The 25,605-nt window shown below is 70.8% G+C and carries 25 protein-coding genes; 19 read left to right on the top strand and 6 right to left on the bottom strand.

Annotated elements, in window-relative coordinates; translation table 11 throughout:
* Positions 1-263 precede the first annotated feature (263 nt).
* From LXT23_RS50360 to LXT23_RS13940, 9 genes are all read left to right on the top strand, one after another.
* Positions 264-1,793, top strand: coding sequence for an RCC1 domain-containing protein (locus LXT23_RS50360; protein ID WP_253980669.1), 1,530 nt, complete (start codon positions 264-266; stop codon positions 1,791-1,793).
* A 339-nt stretch (positions 1,794-2,132) separates the two neighbouring features.
* Positions 2,133-3,719, top strand: a complete 1,587-nt coding sequence (locus tag LXT23_RS13975; RefSeq protein WP_253981381.1) for a peptide ABC transporter substrate-binding protein — start codon at positions 2,133-2,135, stop codon at positions 3,717-3,719.
* A 67-nt stretch (positions 3,720-3,786) separates the two neighbouring features.
* Complete coding sequence (locus LXT23_RS13970) at positions 3,787-4,671, top strand: ABC transporter permease subunit (RefSeq protein ID WP_253980668.1); 885 nt, start codon at positions 3,787-3,789, stop codon at positions 4,669-4,671.
* Positions 4,668-5,480: an ABC transporter permease subunit gene (locus tag LXT23_RS13965; protein WP_253980667.1), complete on the top strand. Its 813-nt coding sequence runs from the start codon at positions 4,668-4,670 to the stop codon at positions 5,478-5,480. Before LXT23_RS13970 ends, LXT23_RS13965 begins: the two co-directional genes overlap by 4 nt.
* A gap of 100 nt (positions 5,481-5,580) precedes the next feature.
* The gene (locus LXT23_RS13960) at positions 5,581-6,042 is read left to right on the top strand and encodes a response regulator (RefSeq protein WP_253980666.1); all 462 of its coding nucleotides are present in this window, start codon (positions 5,581-5,583) and stop codon (positions 6,040-6,042) included.
* Between the two features lie 90 nt (positions 6,043-6,132).
* Complete coding sequence (locus LXT23_RS13955; protein ID WP_253980665.1) at positions 6,133-6,678, top strand: YqgE/AlgH family protein; 546 nt, start codon at positions 6,133-6,135, stop codon at positions 6,676-6,678.
* Positions 6,678-6,935: a BolA family protein gene (locus LXT23_RS13950; RefSeq protein ID WP_253980664.1), complete on the top strand. Its 258-nt coding sequence runs from the start codon at positions 6,678-6,680 to the stop codon at positions 6,933-6,935. The genes LXT23_RS13955 and LXT23_RS13950 overlap by 1 nt, the downstream gene beginning before the upstream one ends.
* 14 nt (positions 6,936-6,949) lie before the next feature.
* Positions 6,950-7,270 (top strand): Grx4 family monothiol glutaredoxin, encoded by a 321-nt coding sequence (grxD, locus tag LXT23_RS13945; protein ID WP_253980663.1) that lies wholly within the window; start codon positions 6,950-6,952, stop codon positions 7,268-7,270.
* 120 nt (positions 7,271-7,390) lie between these two features.
* The gene (locus LXT23_RS13940; RefSeq protein WP_253980662.1) at positions 7,391-8,824 is read left to right on the top strand and encodes a DUF2914 domain-containing protein; all 1,434 of its coding nucleotides are present in this window, start codon (positions 7,391-7,393) and stop codon (positions 8,822-8,824) included.
* A gap of 3 nt (positions 8,825-8,827) precedes the next feature.
* Here LXT23_RS13940 and LXT23_RS13935 read toward each other — a convergent pair whose 3' ends face one another.
* Entirely contained in the window at positions 8,828-10,366 is a 1,539-nt protein-coding gene (locus tag LXT23_RS13935; RefSeq protein ID WP_253980661.1) for an aminopeptidase P family protein, read from the bottom strand.
* Positions 10,367-10,400: 34 nt separating this feature from the next.
* Complete coding sequence (locus LXT23_RS13930) at positions 10,401-11,165, bottom strand: 16S rRNA (uracil(1498)-N(3))-methyltransferase (RefSeq protein ID WP_253980660.1); 765 nt, start codon at positions 11,163-11,165, stop codon at positions 10,401-10,403.
* A 162-nt stretch (positions 11,166-11,327) separates the two neighbouring features.
* On the opposite strand from LXT23_RS13930, the gene LXT23_RS13925 reads away from it, so the two are divergent.
* Together LXT23_RS13925 and LXT23_RS13920 are read left to right on the top strand one after the other, a co-directional pair.
* Positions 11,328-13,457, top strand: a complete 2,130-nt coding sequence (locus LXT23_RS13925) for a DUF4114 domain-containing protein (protein ID WP_253980659.1) — start codon at positions 11,328-11,330, stop codon at positions 13,455-13,457.
* Between the two features lie 138 nt (positions 13,458-13,595).
* Positions 13,596-14,786 carry a tRNA-uridine aminocarboxypropyltransferase gene (locus LXT23_RS13920; protein WP_253980658.1) on the top strand — a complete coding sequence of 397 codons (1,191 nt, stop codon included), beginning with the start codon at positions 13,596-13,598 and terminating at the stop codon, positions 14,784-14,786.
* A 320-nt stretch (positions 14,787-15,106) separates the two neighbouring features.
* On the opposite strand, the gene LXT23_RS50100 is transcribed toward LXT23_RS13920, so the two are convergent.
* Both LXT23_RS50100 and LXT23_RS13910 read right to left on the bottom strand, forming a co-directional pair.
* Complete coding sequence (locus tag LXT23_RS50100; RefSeq protein WP_267146692.1) at positions 15,107-16,747, bottom strand: FecR domain-containing protein; 1,641 nt, start codon at positions 16,745-16,747, stop codon at positions 15,107-15,109.
* On the bottom strand, positions 16,734-17,399 hold the full coding sequence (locus LXT23_RS13910) for an RNA polymerase sigma factor (protein WP_253980657.1): 666 nt from the start codon (positions 17,397-17,399) through the stop codon (positions 16,734-16,736). The genes LXT23_RS50100 and LXT23_RS13910 overlap by 14 nt, the downstream gene beginning before the upstream one ends.
* Positions 17,400-17,637: 238 nt before the next feature.
* Between LXT23_RS13910 and LXT23_RS13905 the strand changes: the two genes are divergently transcribed.
* Positions 17,638-18,825 (top strand): EB domain-containing protein, encoded by a 1,188-nt coding sequence (locus tag LXT23_RS13905; protein WP_253980656.1) that lies wholly within the window; start codon positions 17,638-17,640, stop codon positions 18,823-18,825.
* Positions 18,826-18,846: 21 nt separating this feature from the next.
* On the opposite strand, the gene LXT23_RS13900 is transcribed toward LXT23_RS13905, so the two are convergent.
* Positions 18,847-19,836: a class I SAM-dependent methyltransferase gene (locus LXT23_RS13900; protein ID WP_253980655.1), complete on the bottom strand. Its 990-nt coding sequence runs from the start codon at positions 19,834-19,836 to the stop codon at positions 18,847-18,849.
* Positions 19,837-19,856: 20 nt separating this feature from the next.
* Between LXT23_RS13900 and LXT23_RS13895 the strand changes: the two genes are divergently transcribed.
* Together LXT23_RS13895 and LXT23_RS13890 are read left to right on the top strand one after the other, a co-directional pair.
* Positions 19,857-20,000, top strand: coding sequence for a hypothetical protein (locus LXT23_RS13895; RefSeq protein WP_253980654.1), 144 nt, complete (start codon positions 19,857-19,859; stop codon positions 19,998-20,000).
* A gap of 56 nt (positions 20,001-20,056) precedes the next feature.
* The gene (locus LXT23_RS13890; RefSeq protein WP_253980653.1) at positions 20,057-20,509 is read left to right on the top strand and encodes a DUF2147 domain-containing protein; all 453 of its coding nucleotides are present in this window, start codon (positions 20,057-20,059) and stop codon (positions 20,507-20,509) included.
* Positions 20,510-20,533: 24 nt separating this feature from the next.
* Here the strand turns inward: LXT23_RS13890 and LXT23_RS13885 are convergent, their stop codons facing one another.
* Positions 20,534-21,319, bottom strand: coding sequence for a TetR/AcrR family transcriptional regulator (locus LXT23_RS13885; protein WP_253980652.1), 786 nt, complete (start codon positions 21,317-21,319; stop codon positions 20,534-20,536).
* 58 nt (positions 21,320-21,377) lie between these two features.
* Between LXT23_RS13885 and LXT23_RS13880 the strand changes: the two genes are divergently transcribed.
* From LXT23_RS13880 to LXT23_RS13860, 5 genes are all read left to right on the top strand, one after another.
* Positions 21,378-22,562: an epoxide hydrolase family protein gene (locus tag LXT23_RS13880; protein ID WP_253980651.1), complete on the top strand. Its 1,185-nt coding sequence runs from the start codon at positions 21,378-21,380 to the stop codon at positions 22,560-22,562.
* Positions 22,563-22,630: 68 nt separating this feature from the next.
* Positions 22,631-23,164, top strand: a complete 534-nt coding sequence (locus LXT23_RS13875) for a hypothetical protein (protein ID WP_253980650.1) — start codon at positions 22,631-22,633, stop codon at positions 23,162-23,164.
* Positions 23,165-23,269: 105 nt separating this feature from the next.
* Positions 23,270-23,566, top strand: coding sequence for a cupin domain-containing protein (locus LXT23_RS13870; RefSeq protein ID WP_253980649.1), 297 nt, complete (start codon positions 23,270-23,272; stop codon positions 23,564-23,566).
* 32 nt (positions 23,567-23,598) lie between these two features.
* Entirely contained in the window at positions 23,599-24,360 is a 762-nt protein-coding gene (locus LXT23_RS13865; RefSeq protein WP_253980648.1) for a crotonase/enoyl-CoA hydratase family protein, read from the top strand.
* 61 nt (positions 24,361-24,421) lie between these two features.
* Positions 24,422-25,570: a cystathionine gamma-synthase gene (locus tag LXT23_RS13860; protein WP_253980647.1), complete on the top strand. Its 1,149-nt coding sequence runs from the start codon at positions 24,422-24,424 to the stop codon at positions 25,568-25,570.
* The last annotated feature ends 35 nt before the right edge of the window (positions 25,571-25,605 follow it).

Raw genomic sequence — 25,605 nt, 5'->3', positions numbered from 1 at the left:
TCTTTTCTGACGTGGTGCGGCGGCGCCCGGTGGGTCCGTCAATTTCAAGAGTCTTTCGAGTCCTGTAGATTCTCGCGGCTTCCACTCGGAGTAGCCGGACGCGGTCGGGCGTCCCGTATTTGGAGTGCAGCACTCTCACTCCAAGCTGGAACGAGGACTCCATGACGCGAGAAGCCCGACTGTGGTGGGCATGGGTAGTACTGTCCCTCTGCATCCCGGTGGCTGGATGTGAAGTCCAGCGGGCTCCGGGTGCAGTGCAAGAGGTGAATGCGCCCGCGCCATTCGCGAATGAGGCGCCGGCGATTACCTCGGTGGTGGCGAGCCGGGCGACGGTGGAGGTGGGAGAGGCCACTGCGGTGGTGGCCAGTGCCAGCGACAACGACGGTGACAGCCTGGGCTACCAGTGGTCAGCGGGGTGCGAGGGGACGTGGACCCATGCCACCCAGGCCGCCGCCAGCTTCACGCCGACGGCGCAGCCGCCCGCGGGCAGTCCGTGCGCCCGGTGCGCGCTGACGGTGACGGTGACGGACGGGAGAGGCGGGCAGACGACGGGGATACTCGGCATCTGCGTGGAGCCGAAGCCGACGGCGTGCTTTCCACCTGAAATCGTGGAGTCCTACCAGTCGAGCCCCACCGTGCCGGCGTCGGGCGGGACGGTGGACTTCCGGGTGGAGGCGAGTGACGCGCAGGGCAGTGCGCTGACGTTCTCGTGGCAGACGAACGTAGGGACCCTGTCGCCTGCGACCCGTGGAGCGGCAACGAGCGAGGTCGTCTGGACTGCGCCCGCGTGCGTGGCGGAAGGTACGACGCCCACGGTGACGGTGACGGTGAGCAACGCGCTGGGCCTGTCCACTGGCAACTCCTTCACCTTGCAGGGTGGCTCGCCGTGCGTGGCTTCCACGTGGACTCGCGTTGCTGCTGGCGACACTCACACGGTGGCGATGAGGCAGGACGGCACCGTCTGGGCCTGGGGTGACAACTTCGAGGGCCAACTGGGGGACGGGACGACTACGACTCGGTTGGCGCCGGTGCAGGTGCCGGGCCTGACGGGCGTCACCGCCATTGCTGCTGACTATAGGCACTCGGTGGCGTTGAGGGAGGATGGCACCGTCTGGGCCTGGGGATTCAACACCTACGGCCAACTGGGGGATGGGACGAATACGCGTCGGCCGACGCCGGTGCAGGTGACGGGCCTGACGGGCGTCACCGCCATCGCTGCTGGCGGCAGGCACACGTTGGCGTTGAAGTCGGACGGCACCGTCTGGGCCTGGGGATACAACGCCGATGGCCAACTGGGGGACAGGACGCGTACGACTCGGTGGACGCCGGTGCAGGTGACGGGCCTGACGGGCGCCACCGCCCTCGCTGCTGGCGACGTGCACACGGTGGCGATGAGGGCGGACGGCACCGTCTGGGCCTGGGGACACAACATCGGCCAACTGGGAGACGGGACGAGTACGCATCGGCCGACGCCGGTGCAGGTGACGGGCCTGACGGGCGCCACCGCTATCACTGCTGGCGTGAAGTCCACGTTGGCGCTGAGGGCGGACGGCACCGTCTGGGCCTGGGGATACAACTACCACGAACAGCTGGGGAGCGCGGCGGGTCTGACTCAGATGACGCCGGTGCAGGTGCCGGGCCTGACGGGCGTGACCGCTATCGCTGGTGGCGACAGTCACACGGTGGCAAGGAGGGAGGACGGCACCGTCTGGGCCTTGGGAGACAACTTCTTCGGTCAACTGGGAGATGGAACGGCCGGCTACCACATGACTCCGGTGCAGGTGACTCCGTGATGAATGGGGTGCGGACGTGGTTGATGTGGATGGCACTGGCCCTTCCTCGTGACGGCGCAGGGCGAGGACAACGCAGCCCGTCCGTAGCGCGGTGAAGGCTCCTCTGCTCGACGAGGGGCCGGCCCGCTGAAGTGACGAGAGGCCAGGACGCCGGACGACCGAGGTCGCCGGTCTCCTGGCTTCTCTTTTTCTGACGTGGCGCGCTTCGGGGTACAACCCGGTCCGGTGGCTGCGCGCGCTCGACTCCGGTGGTGGTGTCTCCTGGTGGCCCTGGTGGCTGGGGCCTGTGGGCCCTGTGGCTTCCAGCAGGACCCGGGCGTGAAGGTGGTGGTGCCGGCGATGCCCACCACGCTGGACTGGAGCCACTCGGACCCGGAGAGCTGGGCCAACTATCCCATCATGCTGGCCACCCAGCGCGGCCTCACGCAGCTGGGGGCGGACTACTCCGTGCAGCCCGGCCTGGCCGAGCGGTGGGAGCGCACCACCGACGGGCAGGGACGCGAGGTGTACACGTTCCACCTGCGGCGGGACGTGCGCTGGTCCGACGGCTCGCCGCTCACCGCGCGCGACTTCGTTGTCGGCTGGCGGCGCGCGTTGCGGGGACGCGAGCGTGGAGAGATGGCCGACCTGGAGGGCGCGGCGGAAGCGCTGGCGCTGCAGGAGCGCGGTGCTCCGGACGCGGAGGTGCGCGCGGCGCTGGAGCGCGTCGGTGTGCAGGCCGTGGACGCGCACACGCTGCGGGTGACGCTGGCCCGGCCGCGCAGCTACTTCCTGGCTCGCGTCGCCAACGTCTACATCTTCTATCCCGCGCCCGCGGCGGACCTGGAGGGCAAGCCGGACGAGGCGGTCCGCGACTACTTCGACCGGCCACGCGACGGCCGGCCGCTGGCGCTGGGGCCCTACCGGGTGGAGCGCTGGGACCGCGCGGGAGAGCGCGTGCGGCTCGTCTACAACCCGGCCACGGCGTTTCCTCCGCCGCTGCAGCCCGGTGAGACGCCCGCGCCCGTCATCACGCTGATGAAGTCGGAGATTGGCGCGGCGCTGTACGAGCGCGGCCGGGTGGACTTCGTCTTCATGGACAGCGCCGCGTCGCTGCGCCTGCGCCGGCCCGAGGACCTTCAGCGCGAGCCGCTGCTGTCCACGTACTACCTCGCCTTCAACACCGAGCGGGCGCCGCTGGACCGGCCCGAGGTGCGGCGCGCCCTGTCCATGGCGCTGGACCGCGAGGCGCTGATGGCGGGACTGCTGCCGGCGGCACGTCCGACGAACGTGCTGCTCCCGCCGGAGCTGCCCGGCGCCGCCACCGCCGAGGAGGCCGCTCGCCTGCCTCGCTACGCGCCCGAGGCCGCGAGGGCGGCGCTGAAGGGCGTGCCGGGCCTGGACCGGCCGCTGAGGCTCATCTACCGGCAGGGTGATGGCTTCGTGCCGGAGGTGGCCATCGCCGAGCGTATCGCGGCGCAGCTGGCCCGGATGGGCGTGCAGGTGGTGCTCGAGGCGCGCTCGGACTTCACCGCGGAGGTCGCCCGGCGCACGGCTCAGGGGCCTCGTGGGTATGACCTGTACATGCGGCGCCTGGGCGGCGACTACGCGCACCCCAACACGTTCTTCACGCTCTTCGAGCGCGAGGGCAATCACCAGACGGGCTGGGAGACGCAGGCGGGCGGCGAGCCCATGGCCCGCTTCGAGCGGCTGCTGGAGGCGGGAGACGGGGAGCCGGATGAGGCGCGTGCTCGCTCTCTGTACGCGCAGGCCCAGGAGGTGCTCGTGGGCGAGCAGGCGGTGATTGCGCCCATCTACCACCCGGACCGGTACTTCCGGGCCCGCGCACGGCTGCGCGGGCTGGACGTGGACCCCTTCAACTTCCTCGCCCTGCGCTCGATGCGACTGGGGCCCGCCGGGGACCTCAAGGCCGGGGTGTCCCCATGATGCTGACGGCGGCGCGGCTGCTGCGGCGGTCTACCGATGCTGAATCCGCCCGGGCCGAGGTGTCCTCATGATGGCGATAGCGCGGAAGCTGTCGCGTCAGCTCGTGCTGGTGCCCATCGTTGCCGTCGTCTCCTACTTCCTCATGGCGGCGCTGCCGCTCACCACGGAGACGGAGTCCAAGCGCCAGGTCTCCAAGGAGCTGTCCGCTTCGTACCAGCGCGACCTCGGCATCGGTGAGCCGCTGGGGTTCCTTCGCCCCTGGCAGAAGCTCTTCCGCGGCGAGCGCCTCGGTACCAGCGCGCAGGGCATCACCGGCGACGAGCTGCTGCTCAAGCTCTCCGGCAGCGTGGGCGTGGGACTGATGGCGCTGCCGCTCGCGCTGGTGTGGGCGCTGGGCTTCGCGCTGCTGCGCACCCGGTGGCGCCGGGGCCGGTGGGCCGCGCTCGGTGACGCGGTGCCGGCCGTCGCCTTCGGCACGCCCGTCTTCATCCCCGCGCTGCTGCTGGCGCCTGCTGTCGTGGAGCGCGGCAACATGCTCCCCGAGCTGTGCGCGGCGCTCGTCACGTCCATCTGGCCCGGCATCTTCCTGGGCACGCTCGTCGGTGACTCGCTGGAGACCGAGCTGTCCCGCGACTACGTGCGCACCGCGCTGAGCAAGGGGCTGGCCCAGGCCACCGTGCTGCGCCGCCACGTGCTCCCCAACGTGTGGCCTGCCCTCCTGGACGCCGTGGGCCCGGTGGCCACGTCGCTGCTTGCCGGCTCCTTCGCCGCGGAGCGCGTCTTCGGCCTGCCTTACTTCGGCCAGCTCTACGTCCTCGCCGTGCTCAACAAGCAGGTCGCCGTCGTCGTGGTGGCCACCACCACCTTCGCATCGCTGCTCGTCGTCGTGAGCCTCGCGGTGGAGGCGCTCCGCTACGTCGTGGACCCGCGCTCGCGGGAGGCCTCCACATGAGCCGCGTTCCTCCTCGCGCCCGCTTCGGCCTGACGCTCCTCATCGGCCTGGGCCTGCTCAGCCTCGTCGCGGGCCGCCTCTTCCCGGAGGCGCTCGCCAGCACCTGTCCGCTGGGCATGGACCCGACACGCCCCGACCGCACCGTGTGCGAGCTGGCCTTCGGTGGGCTCTGGGTCTCCCTCGCCGTGGGCCTCGCCGCCGGGGCGCTGTCCACGCTCATCGGCCTCACCGTGGCCGCCGTGGCGCGCCTGTCCGGCGGCGCCGTGGAGCAGGCCCTGCTGCGCGCCGTGGACGCCGTCTTCGCGCTCCCCGACGTGCTCGTGGTCATGGTGCTCCAGCTCGCGGGCCAGTCGCTCGCGGACGCGGGGCAGAGTGGGGGGCTGGGCCCCTTCGGGCTGATGGTCGCCTCCCTCGCCCTGGTGGGCTGGGCGGGCCCGGCGCGCATGTTCCGCAACCGGCTGGCCACCCTTGAGTCCCAGGAGTACGTGGCGGCCGCCCGGGCGCTCGGCGGCGGGGGCGCGCATGTGCTGCGCGTCCACCTGTGGCCCGCGCTGCGCCCCTTCGCGCTGGCGGTGTTCCTCAGCCGCCTGCCCGCCGCCATCCTCACCGAGTCCACCGTGAGCTTCTTCGGCATCGCCCGCATGGAGCCCATGTCCCTGGGCCGCTACCTGGGCACCAGCTACGCGGCCCTCATCGACGAGGGCGGTGGCCGCGTGGTGCTGCCTGCCTGGGCGCTGCTCGTGCTGCTGGTGCTCGGCGCCTCGCTCGCCTCCCAGGCGCTCTCGGCGAGCCCCCGCCGCGCCGTCTGAGGGTACATCGGGGGTGGGGGAGGCACCCGGGACGTGGAATTCCCAACGTTGGGGGGTGGGTTTCCATCACACGGAAACCTTTTGCCCAACCGGTGAACTCATGTCCCTCCCCACCACCGAAGAGCTCTCCCTCTCCACCGGACTCGACACCAACGAGCGCAAGGAGCGCAGTGACGAGCTGCGTGTAGAGGCCGTCCGTGGCGCGGTGCTCGTGGTGGAGGACGACCCGACGCACCGGGAGATTCTCGTGGAGATGCTGGCGGGCTGGGGCTACGAGCCGCTCCCCGTCGGCAGCGCCGAGGAGGCGGAGTTCGCCGTGCGCAACAAGCGCATGGACGCCGCCATCGTCGACGTCTTCCTGCCCGGCCGCAGCGGCGCCACGCTGATGTCCCGGCTGCGCGAGCGCTTCCCGCAGTCCGTCCTCATCGGCGTGAGCGCGATGAGCGACGCGGCCATGGCGCGCAAGTGCAAGGGCCTGGGCGCGGACCTCTTCATCGGCAAGCCCCTGAGCCCCGAGCGGCTTGCCGAGGCGCTCCAGTCCAAGCACACGAGCTGGCACTGACGCCGACCCCGTTTCGCGAGGTGGACGGCCCCGGAACCCACGGGTCGGGTTCCGGTTGCGCCGCCCCCGCGAACGGTTGATGCTTCTCCTGTGAAGAACCTCGCTCCCGGACTTCTGCTGGCCATGCCCCAGCTCGGGGACCCGAACTTCTACCGCTCGGTCATCCTCATGATCGAGCACGGGGAGACGGGCTCCATGGGGCTCGTCATCAACCGGGGTGCGCCCCTGACGCTCGGCGAGCTGGCGAGCGGGCAGAACCTGGGCATCTCCTCCGTGCGCGCCAGCCAGCCCGTCTTCGTGGGCGGCCCGGTGGAGCCGCAGCGGGGCTTCGTCCTCCATGACTTCGCGGAGCTGACGGAGAAGCACCCGGTGATGCCCGGCCTGTACCTGAGCGTGACGCTGGACGCGCTGGGGCCCCTGCTGGAGAACCCGTCGCCGCGCCTGCGCTTCTGCCTGGGCTACGCCGGCTGGGGCCCCAAGCAACTGGAGAGCGAGATTGCGGCCGGTTCCTGGCTCTTCGCCGAGGCCACCGCCGACGCGGTGCTGGAGCTGGAGCCCGGTAAATTGTGGGAGACCACGTTGCGTGGCATGGGCGTGGACCCGGCCATGCTGGTGATGGGAAGGGGAATGAACTGATGCTCGACGCCGAGTTCGTCCGTGGCCGCATCCTGGATGCCCTGCCGGGCTCCGAGGTGGAGGTTAGAGATACCACCGGGACGGGGGACCACTTCGAGGCCCGGGTGGTGAGCCCCGACTTCGCGGGCAAGCCCATGGTGCAGCAGCATCAACTGGTGTACGCGCCCCTCCAGCAGTGGCTGAAGTCGGGCGAGCTGCATGCGCTCGCGCTCAAGACCTATTCGCCCGAGCAGTGGAAGAAGCTCGGGCCTCGCTAGAAGGAGACGGACGAATGACCCCCGAGCTCAAGACGCGGTTGGAGCAGGAGACGAAGTCGCACAAGATCGTCCTGTTCATGAAGGGCAACGCCCTGTTCCCGCAGTGCGGCTTCTCCGCGCGGGCGCTGCAGATCCTCCAGCCGTACGGCGAGGTCCACACCGTGGACGTCCTGGCCGACCCGGAGGTGCGCCAGGGCATCAAGGACCTCACCAACTGGCCCACCATTCCGCAGATCTTCATCAACGGGCAGTTCGTCGGCGGCTCCGACATCCTGATGGAGCTGGCCGAGCGCGGCGAGCTGGCGGACCTGGTCGCCGGCAAGTCCCCGGCCTGAGTCGTCCCGCGGGCTTGGGGGAGCGGGAGAGGCTACCTCTCCCGACAGGGGGAAGAGGCGGGGGAGACCGCCTCCCCCGACAGCGGCTAGACTGGCGTCGCCGCTGCCCCGAGGAATCCCGTGGTCACCGCAACACAGCCCAACTCCCCTGAGAAGCAGGACGAGTCCGCCGACGTGCCGGGAGTCCCGGCCGCCCAGGCGAACGTCCCCGTCGCTGGAACCAACGCCGCCGTCGCCCTGACGGACACCGTGCTCCCGGCCAACGCGCCCGGCGTGGCGGTGGACCCGGACGACCTGGTGTCCACCGTCAAGACGCCCACCCTCATGGAGAAGGTGCAGGAGTTCCGCACCCGCCATGAGAAGTGGGAGATGGCCGCCTTCTTCTTCGGCGGCTTCCTCTACGACATCGTCTCGCTCAGCCGCATCGACGACACGCTGACGCTCGTGCAGAGCTTCGCGTACCTCGTCATCCTGTCCACGCTGCTGCTCCTGGAGCAGCGCTTCCCTGAAGGCTCCGAGCCGCCGAAGTTCCTGGTGAAGGTGTGGCGCTGGCGCGAAGACGCCGTGCACTTCTTCTTCGGCAGCCTGCTCAGCGTCTTCATGCTGCTGCTCTTCAAGAGCACGTCCGGCTTCACGCCCTACCTCTTCGTCGTGGGCCTGTTCGCGCTGCTGGTGGCCAACGAATTGCCCCAGTTCCGCAAGGTGGGCCCCATCATCCGCGTGGTGCTGCTCAGCCTGTGCGTGACGCTCTACTTCGCCTGCCTGCTGCCGGTGGTGTTCGGCCGCATGGGCCTCTGGGTGTTCCTGCTGGCGCTGGCCCTGGGCAGCGCGAGCGTCTTCGGGCTGATGCGCCTGATTGAGCGCTGGCGCCCGGACGTGGAGTTCCTCATCCGCAACGTGGCCATTCCGGGCTTTGGCGTGCAGGCCGCGCTGCTCGTCTGCTACCTGGTGGGCGTGATTCCGCCGCTGCCGGTGGCCGTGCAGTTCGCGGACATCTACCACGACGTGAAGCGGGTCAGCCCGGGCGTGTACCACCTGTCCACCGTGGACCTGAGCGTCTGGTACAAGCCGTGGACGTGGTTCGGCCCGGACTTCGTGATGAAGCCCGGCGACAAGCCCTACTACTTCTACCGTGTCTTCGCGCCCAAGGGCTTCGCGCCCTACAAGGTCCGCGTCCGCTGGTACTACGACCACCCGGAGAAGGGCTGGACGACGAACGGCAACGGCTTCCTGATGACCGTCAACAGCAACGGGACGGACGGCGGGTACCGCTCCTTCGCGTACACGTCCAACGTGAAGCCCGGCGACTGGCGCGTGGTGCTGGAGACGGAGGACGGGCACGAAATCCACCGCATCAACTTCTCCGCCGGCCTGGACGAGCGCACCGAGCCGCGCCAGTTCGACGTGGAGGTCTCCACGCTGAAGGAAGTGGCGCCGCTGTCCCTGGAGGACTGGCAGAAGACGCTCAAGCCGGGGACGAAGCCGGCGGTGGCCGCACCCGCGGCCGGCGGGACGGGCACGGAGCCCGCCGCGCCGGAAGCCGCGGCGCCGTAGCGGCTACTTCTTCGCGGCCTTCCACACGGACTTCATCCACGCCTCCACGTCCTTCGCGGTGCGCGGAATCTTCGAGGAGAGGACCTTGCAGCCGCGCGCGGTGACGACGACGTCGTCCTCGATGCGCACGCCGATGCCGCGGTAGCGCCGCGGCACGGTGAGGTCGTCCGTCTGGAAGTACAGGCCGGGCTCCACCGTCAGCACCATGCCGGCCTGGAGCTTGCCGTACTTGTACGCCTCCTGCCGCGCCTGGGCGCAGTCGTGCACGTCCAGGCCCAGCATGTGGCTGACGTTGTGGAGCGAGTAGCGCTTGTAGAACTGGTGCTCGTCCTTGAGCGCCTCCTTCGCGTCCTCGAGGATGCCCAGCGACTCCAGGCCCTCGGCCAGCACGCGCATGGCCGCGCGGTTGGGCTCCATGAAGTCGTTGCCCGGCTTCACCGCGGCGATGGCAGCGTCCTGCGCCGCCAGCACCAGCTCGTACACCTCGCGCTGCTCCTTGGAGAACTTCCCGGACAGCGGCAGCGTGCGGGTGATGTCCGCGGTGTAGAGCGTGTGGCCCTCCACGCCCGCGTCCAGCAGGAGCAAATCTCCCGGCACCAGCGGGCCGTCGTTGCGCGTCCAGTGCAGCACGCAGGCGTGGGAGCCGCTGGCGGCGATGGTGCCGTAGCCCACGTCGTTGCCCTCCACGCGGGCCCGGAGGTTGAAGATGCCCTCCACGTAGCGCTCCGTCTTCGCCGTCTTCAGGCCGCGGATGACGTCCTCGAAGCCGCGCTGGGTGGAGTCGATGGAGGCCTGCAGCTCGCGCAGCTCCTGCTCGTCCTTGAGCAGCCGCAGCTCCGACAGCGCCTGGGCCAGGGCCTTGTCGCGCGCGCCGCCCTCGGGCACCGCGGTGTCCACCTGGGGCGAGTACCCGCGCAGCACGCGCGTGGCCTGGCTCGCCGCGCCGCCCAGCCCGGCGAGGACGTCCTTCAGCGTGTCGAGCCCGCGCGCCTCGTCCACGCCGAAGCGGGCCTGGCTCTCCTTCACGCCCAGCCGGGGGCCCACCCACAGCTCGCCCTTCACGCGGTCCGTGAAGAACGTCGCGTCGCTGCGGCCCGGGTTGGGCTCCACGAAGAGGACGTCGGTGTGGCCGCCACCTTCTTTGGGCAGGAGGATGAGGACGCAGTCCGGCTCGGTGTTGCCGGTGAGGTAGTAGAAGTCGCTGCCCGGCCGGAAGCGGTAGTGGGTGTCGTTGGCGCGCACCTTCTCGTGGCCGGTGGGGATGACGAGCGTCTCCCCGGGGAACAGCTTGGAGAGCGCCTTGCGGCGGGCGCGGAAGGCGTCGGCCCCCTTGAGCTTCGGCGGCAGCTTCTTCGCGCCGGGCTTCCAGCGCTTCACCATGAAGTCGAGCAGCGCCGGCGGGGGCACCGTGTCGTGGCTGGCGGGCTTCGCGGGCGCGGCCTGCGGCTCGGAGGTGACGAGGGGCTGCTGCTCACCCACGGCGGGCTGCGCGGTGCCGTCGGCGGCGGGGGAGGAGGAGGCGGAAGGGATGGACGTGGCCATGGCGTACGACTCTTGAACAGCGGCCCGCGGCCCTTCAAGTCCGAGTTGGCTCCTGCCCTGGCGCAGTGTCCTCCCGGAGAAGGGCCACCTGCCCCAGGAGGACGGGCACGGCCGTCTCCACGCGCAGGATTCGGGGGCCCAGGGAGAAGGGGCGGAAGCCATGGGCCTCCAGGAGCTCCGCCTCGAAGGGCACCCAGCCTCCGTCCGGGCCAATGGCCAGCACCACCCGCTCGGCCGTGTCCGCCCCGGCCGCGCGCAGGGGCTGCCTCGCGGGCGGGTGGGGGAGCAGGCGGACGCTCCGGACGCCAAAGACGCTGTCGAGCTCGTCCTCCACGAAGGGGCGGAAGCGCTCGCGCACGAGGACCTCGGGGAGGTGGGTGTCCCGGGCCTGCTCCAGGCCCTGGAGGAGCAGCTCGTGGATGAAGGCGGGGTCCAGCACCTTGGAGTCGAAGTAGCTCTTCTCCACCCGCGCCGCATTGACGAGCACCACGCGGTCCACGCCGAGCGAGGCCACCGCGGGCAGCACCTTCTTGAGCGCCTTGGGGCGGGGAATGGCGAGCAGCAGGTCCACGCCCGCGCGCGGGGGCGGGGGCTCGGTGAGGCAGACGCGCAGGTGCAGCACGCCGGGGGTGTTCTCCAGCACCTCGCCGGTGCCGGTGAGGCCTCCGAGGCGGCCCACGCGGAGGGACTCGCCAGGCTCCGCGCGCAGCACCTCGCGCGCGTGCTGGGCCCGCCGTCCGGTGAGGCGGGCGGTGCCGTCAGGGAGGAAGTCCTCGTCGAGGAGCAGCAGCAGGTTCACGACGCTTCTGTACTCCGGCTGCCGGGCGGGTGGGGACATCTTCGACCCAGGCGTCGAGTGGAATGTGACTCGCGGGGCGACGCTGGCGGCGTCAGGGGGCGAGGTCAGGATGCGCGCCCTGCCCCGTGAGTCCCCCGGGAGGAGATTGCATTGCTGCCACGTATGAATCGATTGCCGTCGTTGCTGTCCACCGTCGTATGTCTGTCCATCCCCGCTTCCCGGAGCGAGGCCCAGCTCCCGCCGGAGCTCGTCAGCGTCTCGCAGTCCGCCTCGCAGGTGCGCCCGGAGGGCTCCGCCCTGTTCGGCGCTGTCGCGAGCGACCCGCAGGGCAGTCCGCTCACCTTCACCTGGTCCGCCAGCGCCGGCTGGCTGGGGACCCCGACGCAGGGTGCGGACACGAGTGAGGTCTCGTGGAGTCCGCCGCTGTGTCTCGCCTCGGGCAGCGCCCCGGTGAGCGTCACGGCCACCAACGCGCTCGGGCTCTCCGCCACGGCGTCGTTCGCCATCGACGTGCAGCGGGACCTGGGAGAGGACCGCCAGCGCGACTTCCACCCGATGGAGCTCAGTCTCGACGACAACGTGATGCTCACCGCGGACTCTCCGCCGAAGCTGCGCCTCAACCACAACCTGACCCCGCTGAGCATGGAGCGCATCATGTTCCCGACCGCGCGGCAGCTCTCCGTGTCGTTCGTGAGCGAGCAGTCGGAGGCGAGCCACTCGCTCGGCTGGCTCTACTACGACGACCTCGTCTCGCTCGGGTACATCGACACGCGGTATACGCCGTGGGACTCCTCGGATGACGTCCTGCGGGATGCCAATGCCAACGGCATCGCGGACCTGCACGAGGACCTCTACAACCTGGCGCCGCCCTCCGGCCCCCAGGCTCGCCCGTACATCGGCAATGCCCGCCGCTGCTCGCAGCGGACGTTCGTCTCCGGGGGCTTCCAGTACAGCCAGCCCGAGCTGGCCCTGAACAGCATCTGCAACAACGCCTTCGCTCCGGCGCAGTCCCTGGCGGATGCCCGGCCAGGGAGGAGCCACCTCTTCCACACGGTGGACGTGGTGGGCGCCTTCTCGACGACCACTCCCGGGACTGGCTTCTCGGATGGTGGGCTCTACCCGCGCATCCCCAACCTGCTGGAGCCCGCCGCCGCCGCCAACGGCTTCAAGGGAGTGGGGCGGCTGAGCTTCCTGCTGGCGGACGATGACGACGACATGACCGTCTTCAACCGGCTGGCTCCCGTGACGGACGCGAGCTACCTGTGGGACGGCATCCCCGACTACGACGTGTCCGCCTACGACGGCACGGGTCTGCTGCGGGCCACCAACCCGGACCCGGGCATCAGCGACCTGGACCGCACGGTGGACCTCGGGTGGGTCGAAGCCTACCGGGAGATTGTCTTCTTCCTCGTCGTTCAGAACTCGATTCCGCACGACCCGGAGTACGGCGAGGTGTACCCGTGCCTCCGCAAGGCGGCGGATGGGCGATGCACCCTGCACCTGAAGACGTCCACCTCGGTGTTCTTCTCGAAGTCGCGGTGGAACCTGGACCCGGACGTCATCGGTACGCAGGTGCCCCAGCGCAACATGGGCTGCGGGTTCAACCCGGGGTGCAATCCGGCGGCGCCTGGGGCCTATAGCTGCACCCTGAACGGGAGCACGCAGCGGAGGTGTGGCTGGCTGGAGCCGATGACCCTGGGCCAGCTCGGTTCGCCGGACCACGGGCAGCTCGTACTGCCGAAGGAGGCGACGGCGGCTCCGGTGCCCGTCAGCGGTGGCACCCCGCACCTGATGCTGGGCGCTCCGAGCACGGCTCACGGCCAGTGGATTCTCGGCTTCGAGGACGTCAGTGGCGGTGGTGACCGGGACTTCAACGACGTCGTCTTCCGCCTCCAGGCCACGGCCTCCGGAGGCACGGTGCGCTCCTCGTCCCTCAATGCGGAGTCGCCCTACGTCGCGGACCTCTGCCACGTGTCCCGCGTGCGCTTCCGCGCGCTGGATTTCGCGATGGAGTACGTCCCGTCGGCCTGCGGCACCCCGGCGTCGCCGCTCATCACCTACTTCGTCGCCTCGGACTGCCGGGTGTGCCTCCAGGACGTCTGCACCGTGAATCCCACGCCGACCTGGGTCCAGGTTCCGCTCACGGCGGGCCAGAACGAGGCGGTGGTGGACCTCACCTCGCACCAGGGCTCCCAGCTCTGCTGGCGGGCGGACCTGCGCAGCCCGAGCGAGTTCTGCGCTCCGACCATCCTCGACGTGGACATCGGCTACGCGCTGACCCCGGCGCCCTGAGCCGGGCGGGCTGGATAAGGCCGGGTGTCAGTGGGCCATGCGCCCTGCTGGCACCCGGCCCCTCGGCCTCCCGGTCGCCCCGGGGGCTTCCCGACGGCAGTGCTTGCCCCTGCTGTAACCCTGCCGTAAAGGCGGACTGTGCGTAACCTGTGCCTTCGCTGCCGCCGTCCCGAGAGTGCGTGCTACTGCGCCCAACTGCCGCCCCGGCTGGAGACCAAGACCCGCGTCGTCTTCCTCCAGCACCCGCGTGAGCGGCGCGTCGCCATCGGCACCGCGCGCATGGCGCACCTGGCGCTGAGCAACTCCGAGCTGTACGAGGGCGTGGACTTCACCGGCCACGCCCGGCTGGAGGCGCTGGCCGCCCGGCCCGAGTCAGTGGCGGTGCTCTTCCCCGGTGAGGACGCCATCTCCGTGGAGGAGGCATGTCTGAATCCGCCGGAGACGCTCATCGTCGTGGACGGCACCTGGCCGCAGGCGAAGAAGGTCGTCTCGCGCAACCCGCTGCTCGCCGGGCTGCCGCGCATCGGCTTCGTGCCGCGCCGGCCGAGCAACTACCGCATCCGCTCCGAGCCCGCGGACCACTGCGTCTCCACCATCGAGGCAGTGGTGGAGATGCTGGGCATCCTCGAGGGCGACCCGCAGCGCTTCGACACCATGCTGCGCGCCTTCGAGTACATGGTGGACACGCAGCTGGAGCGGCAGTCGCAGCGGACCTCGCCCAACCGCCGCCGCATCTACTTCGGCCCGTGGCGTCCGCCGCTGGAGCTGCGCTCGCTGGCCGACAGCTTCGAGAACCTCGTCGTCTTCTATGGCGAGGCCAACGCGCACCCGGAGGGGACGGAGGCAATCCCCACGGAGCTGGTGCACGCGGTGGCGTGCCGCGTGGCCACGGGGGAGCGCTTCGAGGCCATCATCGCCCCGGAGCAGCCGCTGGCCCGCAGCACCCCGCTGCACGTGGAGCTGTCCGAGGAGACGCTGCTCGCGGGCGAGCCCCGGGCCCAGGCACTGGCACGGTTCGAGGCGTTCCTCCGGCCGGGGGACGAGCTGGCGGTGTGGACGACCTTCGCGCTGGACCTGCTGTGGGCGGGAGGTGTCTCGAAGCGGCCGGCGCGCAACGTGCGGATGGCCACGGCGCGCGCTCTCAAGGGCAAGGCGGGTGGGGTGGAGCAGGCCATGGAGCTGCTGCGCGGACCGGAGGTGCCCGCGTGGGCCCCCGGGCGCGCGGGTCGGCGCATCCGCGCGCTGGAGTCCGTGGTGCGTGAGCTGGTGGCGCGGGGCAATGCCACGGAGCCGCCCGCGAAGCTGCCGCGCACGGGCTCGGACGGCTGATTCAGGACGCAGGCCGGAAGGCGGCTCGCCCCTCCTGGCCGCGACGCCCGGAAGGAACGTTCATTCCGCGAGGGTGACGAGGCCCGGGGGCGGGGGAGTGCCACCGCCACGCTTCGCGGTGGCGGGCTCCGTGCCGCGAAACCCGGAAGGAACGTTCATTCCGCGGGTGGCGCAGCCCGAGGCCGGGGCATGCCACCGCCACGCTTCGAAGTGGCGGGGCTTCGTGCTGCGCGGCCTGGAAGGAACGTTCATTCCGCGCGGGTGGCGAGGCCCGGGGCGTGCCACCGCCGCGTCTGGCGGTGGCGGCACTCCTTCACGACTCAGGGCAGCAACGCGGTGTTGGCCTCGCGCACGTAGCGGCCCCGGGGGAACTCGTTGAGGTACTGTCGGTACTCCCCCTGCGCCGCGCCGGGCTGGAGCTTCTCCTCGAAGCAGCGGGCGCGCAGGTAGCGCGCCTGCTCGCGATGCGTCTCACGCGGGCTCTTCCGGGCAATTTCCTCCAGTCCCACCAGGAAGCTCTCGCACGTCCGGGGGCTGAGCTGCAGCCGCGCGTACCCGAGGAACCGCTCGTCCGAGTCCTTCGACATCAGCGCCATCGGAATCAGCGCCTCCTTCTGCTTCTTCGGCTGCGGCCGCTCCGCCACCACCTCCGCGGGCGGAGGAAGGGGCGCCTGGGCCGTCTTCGGCGGCAGGTGCTCCGTCACCGACGCGGCCGGGTAGGGCGCGAACTCCTGGGACGGGTCCTCCAGGGACACCGTCGCCGGCGCGGACTGCGCGGCGGCCACGGCCACCGACGCCTGCACGGGAGCCGGAGCTTCCGCCACCTCGGGGGCAGGCTCCGCGACTCGCGGCGGCTCCCTGCCTCCGGTGCGCAGCGACGCGGACGCCACCTGCGAGCGGCCGTCCTTCGCGACCGCCTGCGTCGCCACCGCCGGCTTCACCGCGGAGGGCGCCTGGGGCGCACGCGCCACCGCCGGCACCGCACCCGTCCGGGACTCAGGCTCCATGGCGGCAATGGGCACCGTCTCCAGTGGGACTGGCGCGTTCAGCTCCTCGAAGGCCCGCTGGTCCGGCTCCGACACCGGCTGCTGCTTCAGCGTCCGCTCCTCCGAGTGCAGCTCCACGCGCTCCCCCGCGCTCACCAGCCGCGCGGGCTGGCCGTCCACCTCCACGCGCACGCGCCCTTCCGCCACGGCCACCGCCGCGCCGTGCGGCGTGCGCTCCACCGTGAACACGGTGCCCACCACGGACACGCGCAGGCCCGCCGCCTCCACCAGGAACCCGCGCCGCTCCGCGTGCGAGGCCTGGACCGACAGCCGGCCCTCCTTCACCTTGAGGTGCACGTCCCGCGTCTCCGCGCGGGAGAGCTCCACCTCCGAGCCCGCCGACAGCCGCACCCGGCTCGCGTCCGGCAGCCGCAAGAGCGCCGTGGAGCGCTTCGGCGTCCGGACCGCCACTCCCGAGCGCAGCTGCACGCCCGGCTGCAGTGCCCGCTCCTCGCCGCCCGCCTCTCGCAGCATGGCGCCCGACGTGCTCTCCGCCCGCGCGGTCACCATCGCCTCGGGAGCCCCGCTCACCGGCGTCGCCCCCTCCGGCTCCACCCGCGTCGCCACGACCTCCGTCGGCGCGGTCGGCACCACCTGCACCGGCCGCAGCATCCACAGGCCGAGCATCGCCGCGCAGGCCCCCGCGAACGCCATCACCCACGGGATTCGGGCCCGGGGCGGCGCCGCCAGCCGCTGCGCCGCGGCGGCCCGGAGCCCCGCGCCCACCGCGTCCCAGCGCACCTCGGGCGTCACGTCGCGCGTCGCATGCAGCACCGCGCGCGACTGCTTCACCTGCTCCAGCTCCCGCGCGCAGGCCGGGCAGCCGGCCACGTGCGCTTCCACCCGCGCCCGGTCCGCCGCCTCCAGCTCCTCCGCGGCCAGCGCCCACAGGGCCTGGGCCTCATGGCGAGCCATGGGGACCTCCCGGGCGGCGGGTTGCGAGCAGACGCTGCATGGCCTCGTTGAACTCCAGCCGCGCGTGGTGGAGGCGGCTGCGGACGGTGTTGGCCGAGCTTCCCACGGCCTCGGCAATCTCGTCAGGGCTCATCCCACACAGCTCGTAGTACACGAAGACGATGCGCTTCTTCGGCTTGAGCTTCTCCAGCGCCAGCTCCACCAGCCGGGCTGCCTGGCGCCGCGCCGCGGCATGCTCCGGGTCCTCTCCGTGCGCCACCATCTCCGGCGGCTCCGCGAAGGAGTCCTCCGGCCGCCGCCGCTTCCAGCGCAGGTGGGACAGGGCCACGTTGGAGCACACCCGGTAGAAGAACGTCCGGAACTTCGACTCGCCGCGGTACCCCTTCACCGCCGTCAGCAGCCTCAGGTAGGTCTCCTGGAGCAGGTCCTCCACCTCCACGCGGTTGCCCACCAGGTGCCGCAAGGTGCGAGCGGCATCCAGCCGCGTCAGCTGGTAGAGCTGCTCGAAGGCGGTGAGGTCCCCCTCCTGGACCCGGCGCACCAGCAGGTGGAGCTGCGGCTCGTCCGAGGCGGGCGGCGCGGGCACACCCCGGCCCAGCCGCTCTCCGTGCGCGCTGACCTCCATCAATGAACGCGCACCACGGAAGAACACCGGGGGCTCTCTCTCGGGGACACGTAACGAGTCCGCCCCCTGCAAGAGCGTCCCGCCGTCCATGTGAAAGGTCCAGGCCAGCACACTACCTCCGTGCCCCTGGGTCGCCGCAGCGACGAGGTCCGATCAAAATATATTTTTTGATCAGGCGGCAGCGCCCCGGCGTCCAACGCGGCTGAAACCGGACAACCCACCCGGTGGCCGGACCGGTCCCCCAGTTTTCTCGGAGTCCCCACTCATGAGGAACACCCCCGCAAGCGGCATGCTGCTGCCGCTATTCGTGTTGCTTGGCACCCTTCTCCCGGGCTGCATCGTCCACGACAACAACGACGACTGGTTCGACGACGATTTCGCCGACTGCTACTGCTCCACCGACTCGGACTGTGACGACGACCAGACCTGCCGCGCCGGCATGTGTCGCGACGTCGACCCGAGCGCCCGGCACTGTTCCACCTCGTACGACTGCGAGCAGGACGACGTCTGCGTCAACACCCGGTGCATCACCCCCTGCACCCGTGACGCGGACTGCGCCTCCGGCGCGCGGTGCGACGACAACTTCTGCGTGCCGACTGGTGGCTCGGATGGCGGGACGCGGCCGGACGGCGGGCCCCGGCCGGATGGCGGGCCCCGGCCCGATGGTGGGCCTCGCCCGGATGGCGGCCCGGATGCAGGGCCTCGGCCGGATGGCGGCCCGGGCGTGTGCCGGGTGAACGCGGACTGCGGCTCCGGCAACTACTGCATCAACAACGAGTGCCTCCAGGGCTGCTCCAGGGACACGCAGTGCTCCAGCACGGAGGCGTGCGTCCAGGGCGTGTGCCGCCAGCGCCCGCCGGACCCGAACGCCTGCACCTCCGCCTCGCAGTGCCAGAACGGGAAGGACTGCGTGGACGGCCAGTGCCGCGCCGCCTGCGAGTCCACCACCCAGTGCCCGGCCGAGTACACCTGCCAGATTGGCTACTGCCTGCCGATTCCCAACGGCGGCGAGTGCCGCGCCAACTGCGACTGCCCCTCCGGGCAGGTCTGCTACAACGGCCAGTGCAAGTCGACGCAGCCGGACCCGGGCCAGTCGTGCGTGGCCAACTGTGACTGCCCCTCCGGCCAGGTCTGCAACAACGGCTACTGCAAGGCCCCCACGCCGCCGCCCCCGCCGCCGGACGCGGGCTCGGGCCCGGCGTGCACCGCCAACTGCGACTGCCCCTCCGGCCAGGTCTGCAGCAACGGCGCCTGCCGGACGCCCACGCCTCCGCCGGGGCCGGACGCGGGCAGCACGTCCCCGGTGTGCCGCGCCAACTGCGAGTGCCCCGCCGGCCAGGTCTGCGCGCAGGGCCTCTGCAAGCCCGTCAACCAGGGCAGCGGCAGGGCGTGCGTGGCCAACTGCGAGTGCCCCGCCGGCGAGCGCTGCCTCGACAACGTCTGCTGGCTGTAGCGCGGCCAGACGACGCCCGCGTCAGGGCGCCACCATGCGCCAGCAGCGGTGGATCTCCTTGCGCTGGAAGTCCTCGGGGATGGAGTCGGGGGTGAGCTCCTCCACCTCCATCCCCCGCGTCGCGGCGGGGTCGAGCTCGAAGCCCAGGAAGTTGGTGGAGAAGTAGAGGACGCCGCCGGGCGTGAGCAGCGCCCGGATGGCGGCCAGCAGGCGCGGGTGGTCGCGCTGCACGTTCCAGCTGCCCGACATCTTCTTCGACGTGGAGAAGGACGGCGGGTCGCACACCACCAGGTCGTACCGCGCTTCGCCTTCCTCTGCCTGCGCCTCCACCCACGCCTTGGCGTCCGCGCGGATGAGCACGTGCCGCGCGTCCGCCAGCCCGTTCAGCTCCAGGTTGTCCTCGGCCCAGTCGAGGTAGGTGTTGGACAGGTCCACCGTCGTGGTGCTCGCGGCGCCTCCCGCGGCGGCGTAGACGGTGAAGGCCCCCGTGTAGGCGAAGAGGTTGAGGAAGTGCTTCCCCTTCGCCTCGCCGCGCACGCGCGCGCGGGTGTTGCGGTGGTCCATGAAGAGGCCGGTGTCGAGGTAGTCGCCCAGGTTCACCCAGAACTTCAGGCCCTGCTCCTCCACCACCACGCGCCCGCTGTCCTGGCCTACCCGGCCGTACTGCGAGCGGCCCCACGGCTGGGGCGTGTGCGTCTTCACGAAGAGGCGCTCGGGCGGCACGGCCAGGACTTCCGAGACGGCGGCCAGCACCTCCTCGCGCTGCGTCTCGGCGGTGCCGGACTTGAGGGCGCGGCGGCGCGGGTACTCCACCACGTGGGCGCAGTCGCCATAGACGTCCACGGCGTAGGGGTACTCGGGAATGTCCCTGTCGTAGACGCGGAAGGCCGTCAGGCCCTGCGTCTTCGCCCACTTGCGGAAGCGCTTCGTGCCCTTGCGCAGGCGGTTGACGAAGCTACCCGCCGGGTCGGGAGCCCCTTGCGCGTCGTGGTTCCCTTCTGAATCAGCCATGCCCCAGCGTCACCAATACGGTGACGCACTTCAAGTGGACCGGCCAGGGCAGGCGCCGCAAGCTGGAGGCCTTCATCGACGACCTGCGCACGGTGGCGCGGCTCATCCACGACCGCGGCGCGGAGGATGTGAGCCGGGGCTTCTTCTCCGATTCCGTCACCTGACGGGGTAGGCTCCTGCGCCGAGCGCAGACATGTTCCCCGCGCCGGAGGACATCACGATGACTGCAAGCCGTTGGTTGGGACTGGCCACGTTGACGGTTCTGTTCGCTACGAATGCCCTGGCTCAGGACCTGAGTCCGGTGGGGCGCTGGACCACCATCGATGACGAGACGAAGAAGCCGAAGTCCGTCATCGCCATCTACGAGGAGGGCGGCAAGCTGTTCGGGAAGATCGAGAAGATCTTCCCCGAGCCCAACGAGAAGCCGGACCCCGTCTGTGACAAGTGCGAGGGGAAGCTGAAGGGCCAGCCCATCATCGGGATGGTCATCATGCGCGACCTCAAGAAGGACGACGACGAGTGGACGGGGGGCACCATCCTCGACCCGTCCAACGGCAAGACCTACAAGTGCAAGATTGCCGTGGAGGACAAGGGCAAGAAGCTGAAGGTCCGCGGCTTCGTCGGCATGTCCATGTTCGGGCGCACCCAGCACTGGGTCCGCGCTCAGGAGTAGTCCAGCGCCGTTCCCGGCCCGGAGCTACTTCCTCCGGCCGGGCTTCGCCGCTCGCCGCTCGATGAGCATCTCGATGCCGTCGAGCACCCGCTGGAGCCCGAACTCGAAGGCATGTTCGGGCTCGTGGGCGGCGCCGTAGGCCTCCCCCGCGGCGGCACCGACCCGGGCCGCGGTGGGGTAGCGGCTGGCGTCGAAGACCTTCTCCAGCAGCGGGGCGTGGGCGCTCCACCACTGCTCGTGGCTCATGCCCGTCTGCTGCTCGGCCTGGGCGGACTCCAGCGCCCGGCGGGCCGCGCCCTCGACGTGCCCCAGTACGAGGCTGACCACGGAGTCCATCTCCACGTCCGTGAGGCCGATGCCGGCGACGGCGCGCAGCTCGTAGTCGTACTTCGCGATGGTGTTGGGCCCCATCACCGGGCGGCTGGTGGCAATCTGCAGCATCCACGGGTGCCGGTGGTACAGCGCCCAGTTCTGCCGGGCCACCTGCTCCAGCCGGGCCCTCCAGCCCGCGGACGCGTCCTCGGGCCGCTCCACCTCTGCGTAGACCGCGTCCAGCATCACGTCGATGAGCTCGGCCTTGCCGGGCACGTACGTGTACAGCGACATGGTGCCGACCTTGAGCGCGTCGGCCACCCGCCGCATGGACACCGCGGCGAGCCCTTCCGCGTCGGCGACCTCGAGGGCCACGCGGACGATGCGGTCCACGCTCAGCTCGGGCTTGCCCTTGCGGCTCGAGGGCTCCTGCGTCCTCGTCCTCCACAACAGCGCGAGGCTGCGCGCCGGGTCTCCGCGTCCGCTGTACTCCGTCATCGTGCCGGCATCCTAGTGAGCTTGACGATTCCGTACGATGTACGGTACGGCGTACGGAATGAACCCGTCCCTGGATGAGACGAAGACGCTCCGGCCGTTCCGCATCGACATTCCGCAGGCCGACCTGGACGACCTGCGGGGCCGCCTCGCGAGGACGCGCTGGCCGGACGAGGTGCCCGGCCTCGGCTGGTCCCATGGCCCGCCGCTCGGCTACCTGAAGGAGCTGGTCGAGTACTGGCGCACGGCCTACGACTGGCGCGCGCAGGAGGCGCGGCTCAACGCGCATCCGCAGTTCACCACGACGATTGACGGGCAGGACGTCCACTTCCTCCACGTGCGCTCGCCCGAGCCGCACGCGGTGCCGCTGCTCATCACCCACGGCTGGCCCAGCTCCCCGGCGGAGTACCTGGACGTCATCGGGCCGCTCACGAATCCGCGCGCGCATGGAGCCAGCTCCGCGGACGCGTTCCACCTGGTGATTCCGTCCCTGCCGGGGTTCGGCCTGTCCGGACCCACGCGGGAGCTGGGCTGGGGTGCGACGCGCATCGCCCGGGCCTGGGCGGAGCTGATGCGCCGGCTCGGCTACGAGCGGTATGGCGCGCAGGGCGGCGACTGGGGCACGTGGATTTCGCGCGAGCTCAGCCTGGTGGCGCCCAGGCAGGTCATCGGCCTGCACACCAACGGGATGATTACGTTTCCGTCCGGTGACCCCGCGGAGCTGGAGGGACTGAGCGACGTGGAGCAGCAGCGGCTGGGCTTCATGGGCCACTACATGAAGGAGCTGTACGGCTACAAGCTCATCCAGTCCTCGCGGCCGCAGGCGCTGGGCTATTCGCTGGCGGACTCGCCGGTGGGGCAGCTCGCGTGGTTCGTCGGCGTGTTCAAGGAGTGGACCGACTGCGCGCACGGGCCGGACGAAGCAATGGGGAGGGACGGCATCCTCACGCAGGTGATGCTGTACTGGCTGACGAACACGGCGAACTCGGCGGCGCGCTCCTTCGTGGAGACGCCGGACACGCACGAGGAGGAGGGCGCGAAGGAGGGCGTGGTGACGGCCCCGGTGCCCACCGGCGTGGCGGTGTTCCCCAAGGACATCCTCCGGCCCATCCGCCGGTTCGGCGAGCGCATCAACCCGAACCTTGTGCACTGGGCGGAGTACGAGCGCGGCGGCACCTTCGCCGCCACGGAGGTGCCGGACCTCTTCATCGGCGACGTGCGCACCTTCTTCCGCCGGTTCCGCTGACGGGAACCAGGGGCTGCGGCGCCCCGTCCCTGGCGCCGCGCCCGCGGTGCTGCTCAACTCCTCGACGAATGGCTGAAGAAGACGACGACGACCGGAAGTGGCACCGCCGCTTCAACGTGCGGCGCTACGCCACCGTGGGGGCACGCGACCTCGTTCACGTCCATGCGTACCGGCATGACGGGCGGTACGACGGTTCCTCGGAGACCCTGCTGCAGGGGTGGGCGTGGCGCAGCCCGGAAGAGGGCACGGACGAGCTCTTCGATACCCTGGACGAGCTGCTGGCAACGCTCGAACCGGAGACACTCCGTGCCGCCGCGACAGCCAACCCGGCGGACCTCGCCCAGGCCTTCGCCAGCGAGCACAGGCTCGGCCGGGTGGTCTGCCCGGGCGATGTCGGCACGTCGGTGCTGCAGGACAGGGGACTGGAGGCCACGCTCCGCTACCCGGCCTTCGATGGACGGACGCTCACGTTCCAGGTCATCCAGGTGCCGCCGCTGAGCGGGGGCGACCGGATCTGGCGGCTCGCCTCGGTTCGCGCCTCGCTGGATGGGCAGACTCCGGCGCAGGAGCTCGTCATGAAGCTGGAGCCCCGCTCGAAGTGAGCGAGTCCTGAACGCGATACAGAAGCGGCCCATGCGCACCGGCACAGCGCGGAAAGTGCCGCTGCGCGTCTTGCCCCGGAGGCGCGGCGCGGATACCGAGCGTCCATGCCCCTGTTGAACCTGCTGTCGGAAGCCGCCGCGCTGCCCCAGGCGTGGCGCTCGCGCGTGCTGGGCCATGTCGGTCAGGCGAACGTGAAGGTGCTGCGCATGGACGCGCTGCCCGTTGAAGAGGAGCGCCATCCGTACGACGAGGCCCTGCTGGTGCTGGAGGGCTTGATGGAGCTGACCGTCTCCGGCACCCCCGTCACCGTGCGCCCGGGCGAGCTGTACCTCGTGGAGGCCCACGCCCCGCACACCGTGCGGGCGGGCAGCCAGGGAACACTGCTCATCGTCGACCTGTAGCGCCCCGGTGCCCCGGGTGACAGGCTCGCTCCATGAGCGTGCGCATCGCGAAGAACGGCCCCGTCACCACCGTCACCCTCCACCGTCCCGAGGTGCGTAACGCCGTGGACGGCCCCACCGCGCAGGAGCTGTCGGCCGCCTTCCGCGCCTTCGACGCGGACCCCGACTCGCGCGTGGGCGTGCTGTACGGCGCGGGCGGCACCTTCTGCTCGGGCGCGGACCTCAAGGCCGTTGCCGAGGGGCGGCTGCCCCGGCTCGCCGTGGAGGGGGACGGCCCCATGGGCCCCTCGCGCATGGTGCTGGGCAAGCCCGTCATCGCCGCCATCTCCGGGCACGCGGTGGCCGGCGGGCTGGAGCTGGCGCTGTGGTGTGACTTGCGCGTGGCCGAGGAGGACGCCGTGCTGGGCGTCTTCTGCCGGCGCTGGGGCGTGCCGCTCATCGACGGTGGGACGGTGCGGCTGCCCAGGCTCATCGGCCTGTCGCGCGCCATGGACCTCATCCTCACCGGACGGCCCGTGCACGCGCAGGAGGCGCTGGCCATGGGCCTGGTCAACCGCGTGGTGCCGAAGGGGCAGGCCCTGGAAGCAGCCGAGGCCCTGGCCCGTGAAGTCGCCGCCTTCCCCCAGGCCTGCATGAACGCGGACCGGGCCTCGGCCTACCTGCAGGCCGGCCTGGGAATCGAGGAAGCACTGCGTCAGGAGTTCGAGCGGGGCGTCCAGGTGGTGCAGACGGAGTCCATCGGCGGCGCCACCCGCTTCGCCATGGGAGCGGGCCGGCACGGGAAGTTCGAGTAGCCGGGGAGGGGGCACGGCGGTCCTGGTGCGTGGCCCGAGGGGCTGTGTTAGTTCCCCGCCCATGCGCTTCGACACGCTTGCCATTCATGCCGGCCAGGAGCCGGACCCCACGACGGGCGCCATCATGACCCCCGTCTACCTGACCTCCACCTACGTCCAGGACGGCCCCGGGGAGCACAAGGGCTACGAGTACAGCCGGACGCAGAACCCCACCCGCAAGGCGCTCCAGGACTGCCTGGCCGCGCTCGAGGGGGCGAAGTACGGCGCTGCCTTCGCGTCCGGTCTGGCGGGCACGGACATGCTGATGCACATGCTGGACGCCGGCGACCACGTCGTCGTCTCGGATGACGTGTACGGCGGCACCTTCCGCCTCTTCGACAAGGTCTTCAAGCGCTCCGGCCTCAACTTCTCCTTCGTCGACCTGTCGAAGCCGGAGAGCTTCGAGGCGGCGATTACGCCGAAGACGAAGATGGTGTGGGTGGAGTCGCCCACCAACCCGATGCTCAAGCTCATCGACCTGGCGCGCATCGCCGAGGTCGCCAAGAAGCGCAACATCCTCTCCGTCGCCGACAACACCTTCATGACGCCGTACTTCCAGCGCCCGCTGGACCTCGGCTTCGACGTGGTGGCGCACTCCACCACCAAGTACCTCAACGGCCACAGCGACGTGGTGGGCGGCTTCGTCTGCACCAGCCGCGATGACGTCGCCGAGCGGATGTACTTCCTCCAGAACGCGGTGGGCGGCGTGTCCGGCGCCTTCGACAGCTTCCTCGTGCTGCGCGGCGTGAAGACGCTCCACGTCCGCATGGACCGCCACGCGCAGAACGCGATGAAGGTGTCGCAGTTCCTCGCCACCCACCCGAAGGTGAAGAAGGTCACCTACCCGGGCCTGGAGACGCACCCGCAGCACCAGCTCGCGCGCCAGCAGATGAAGGGCTTCGGCGGCATGCTGACCTTCGACATCCACGGCGGCCTGGAGGCCGCGCGCACCTTCCTCAAGACGGTGAAGGTGTTCGCCTGCGCCGAGTCGCTCGGTGGCGTGGAGTCGCTCATCGAGCACCCGGCCATCATGACCCACGCCTCCGTGCCGAAGGAGACGCGCGAGAAGCTCGGCATCGCCGACGGCTTCATCCGCCTGTCCGTGGGCATCGAGGACGCGCAGGACCTCATCGACGACCTCGCGCAGGCGCTCGACACGGTGAAGAAGTAGCCGCACCGCCGGCCGGCCAGTCCAGGGCCTCCCCG

The organism is Pyxidicoccus xibeiensis (genome assembly GCF_024198175.1).
Lineage (GTDB): Bacteria > Myxococcota > Myxococcia > Myxococcales > Myxococcaceae > Myxococcus > Myxococcus xibeiensis.
This window is presented reverse-complemented; position numbering and strand designations above follow the sequence as displayed.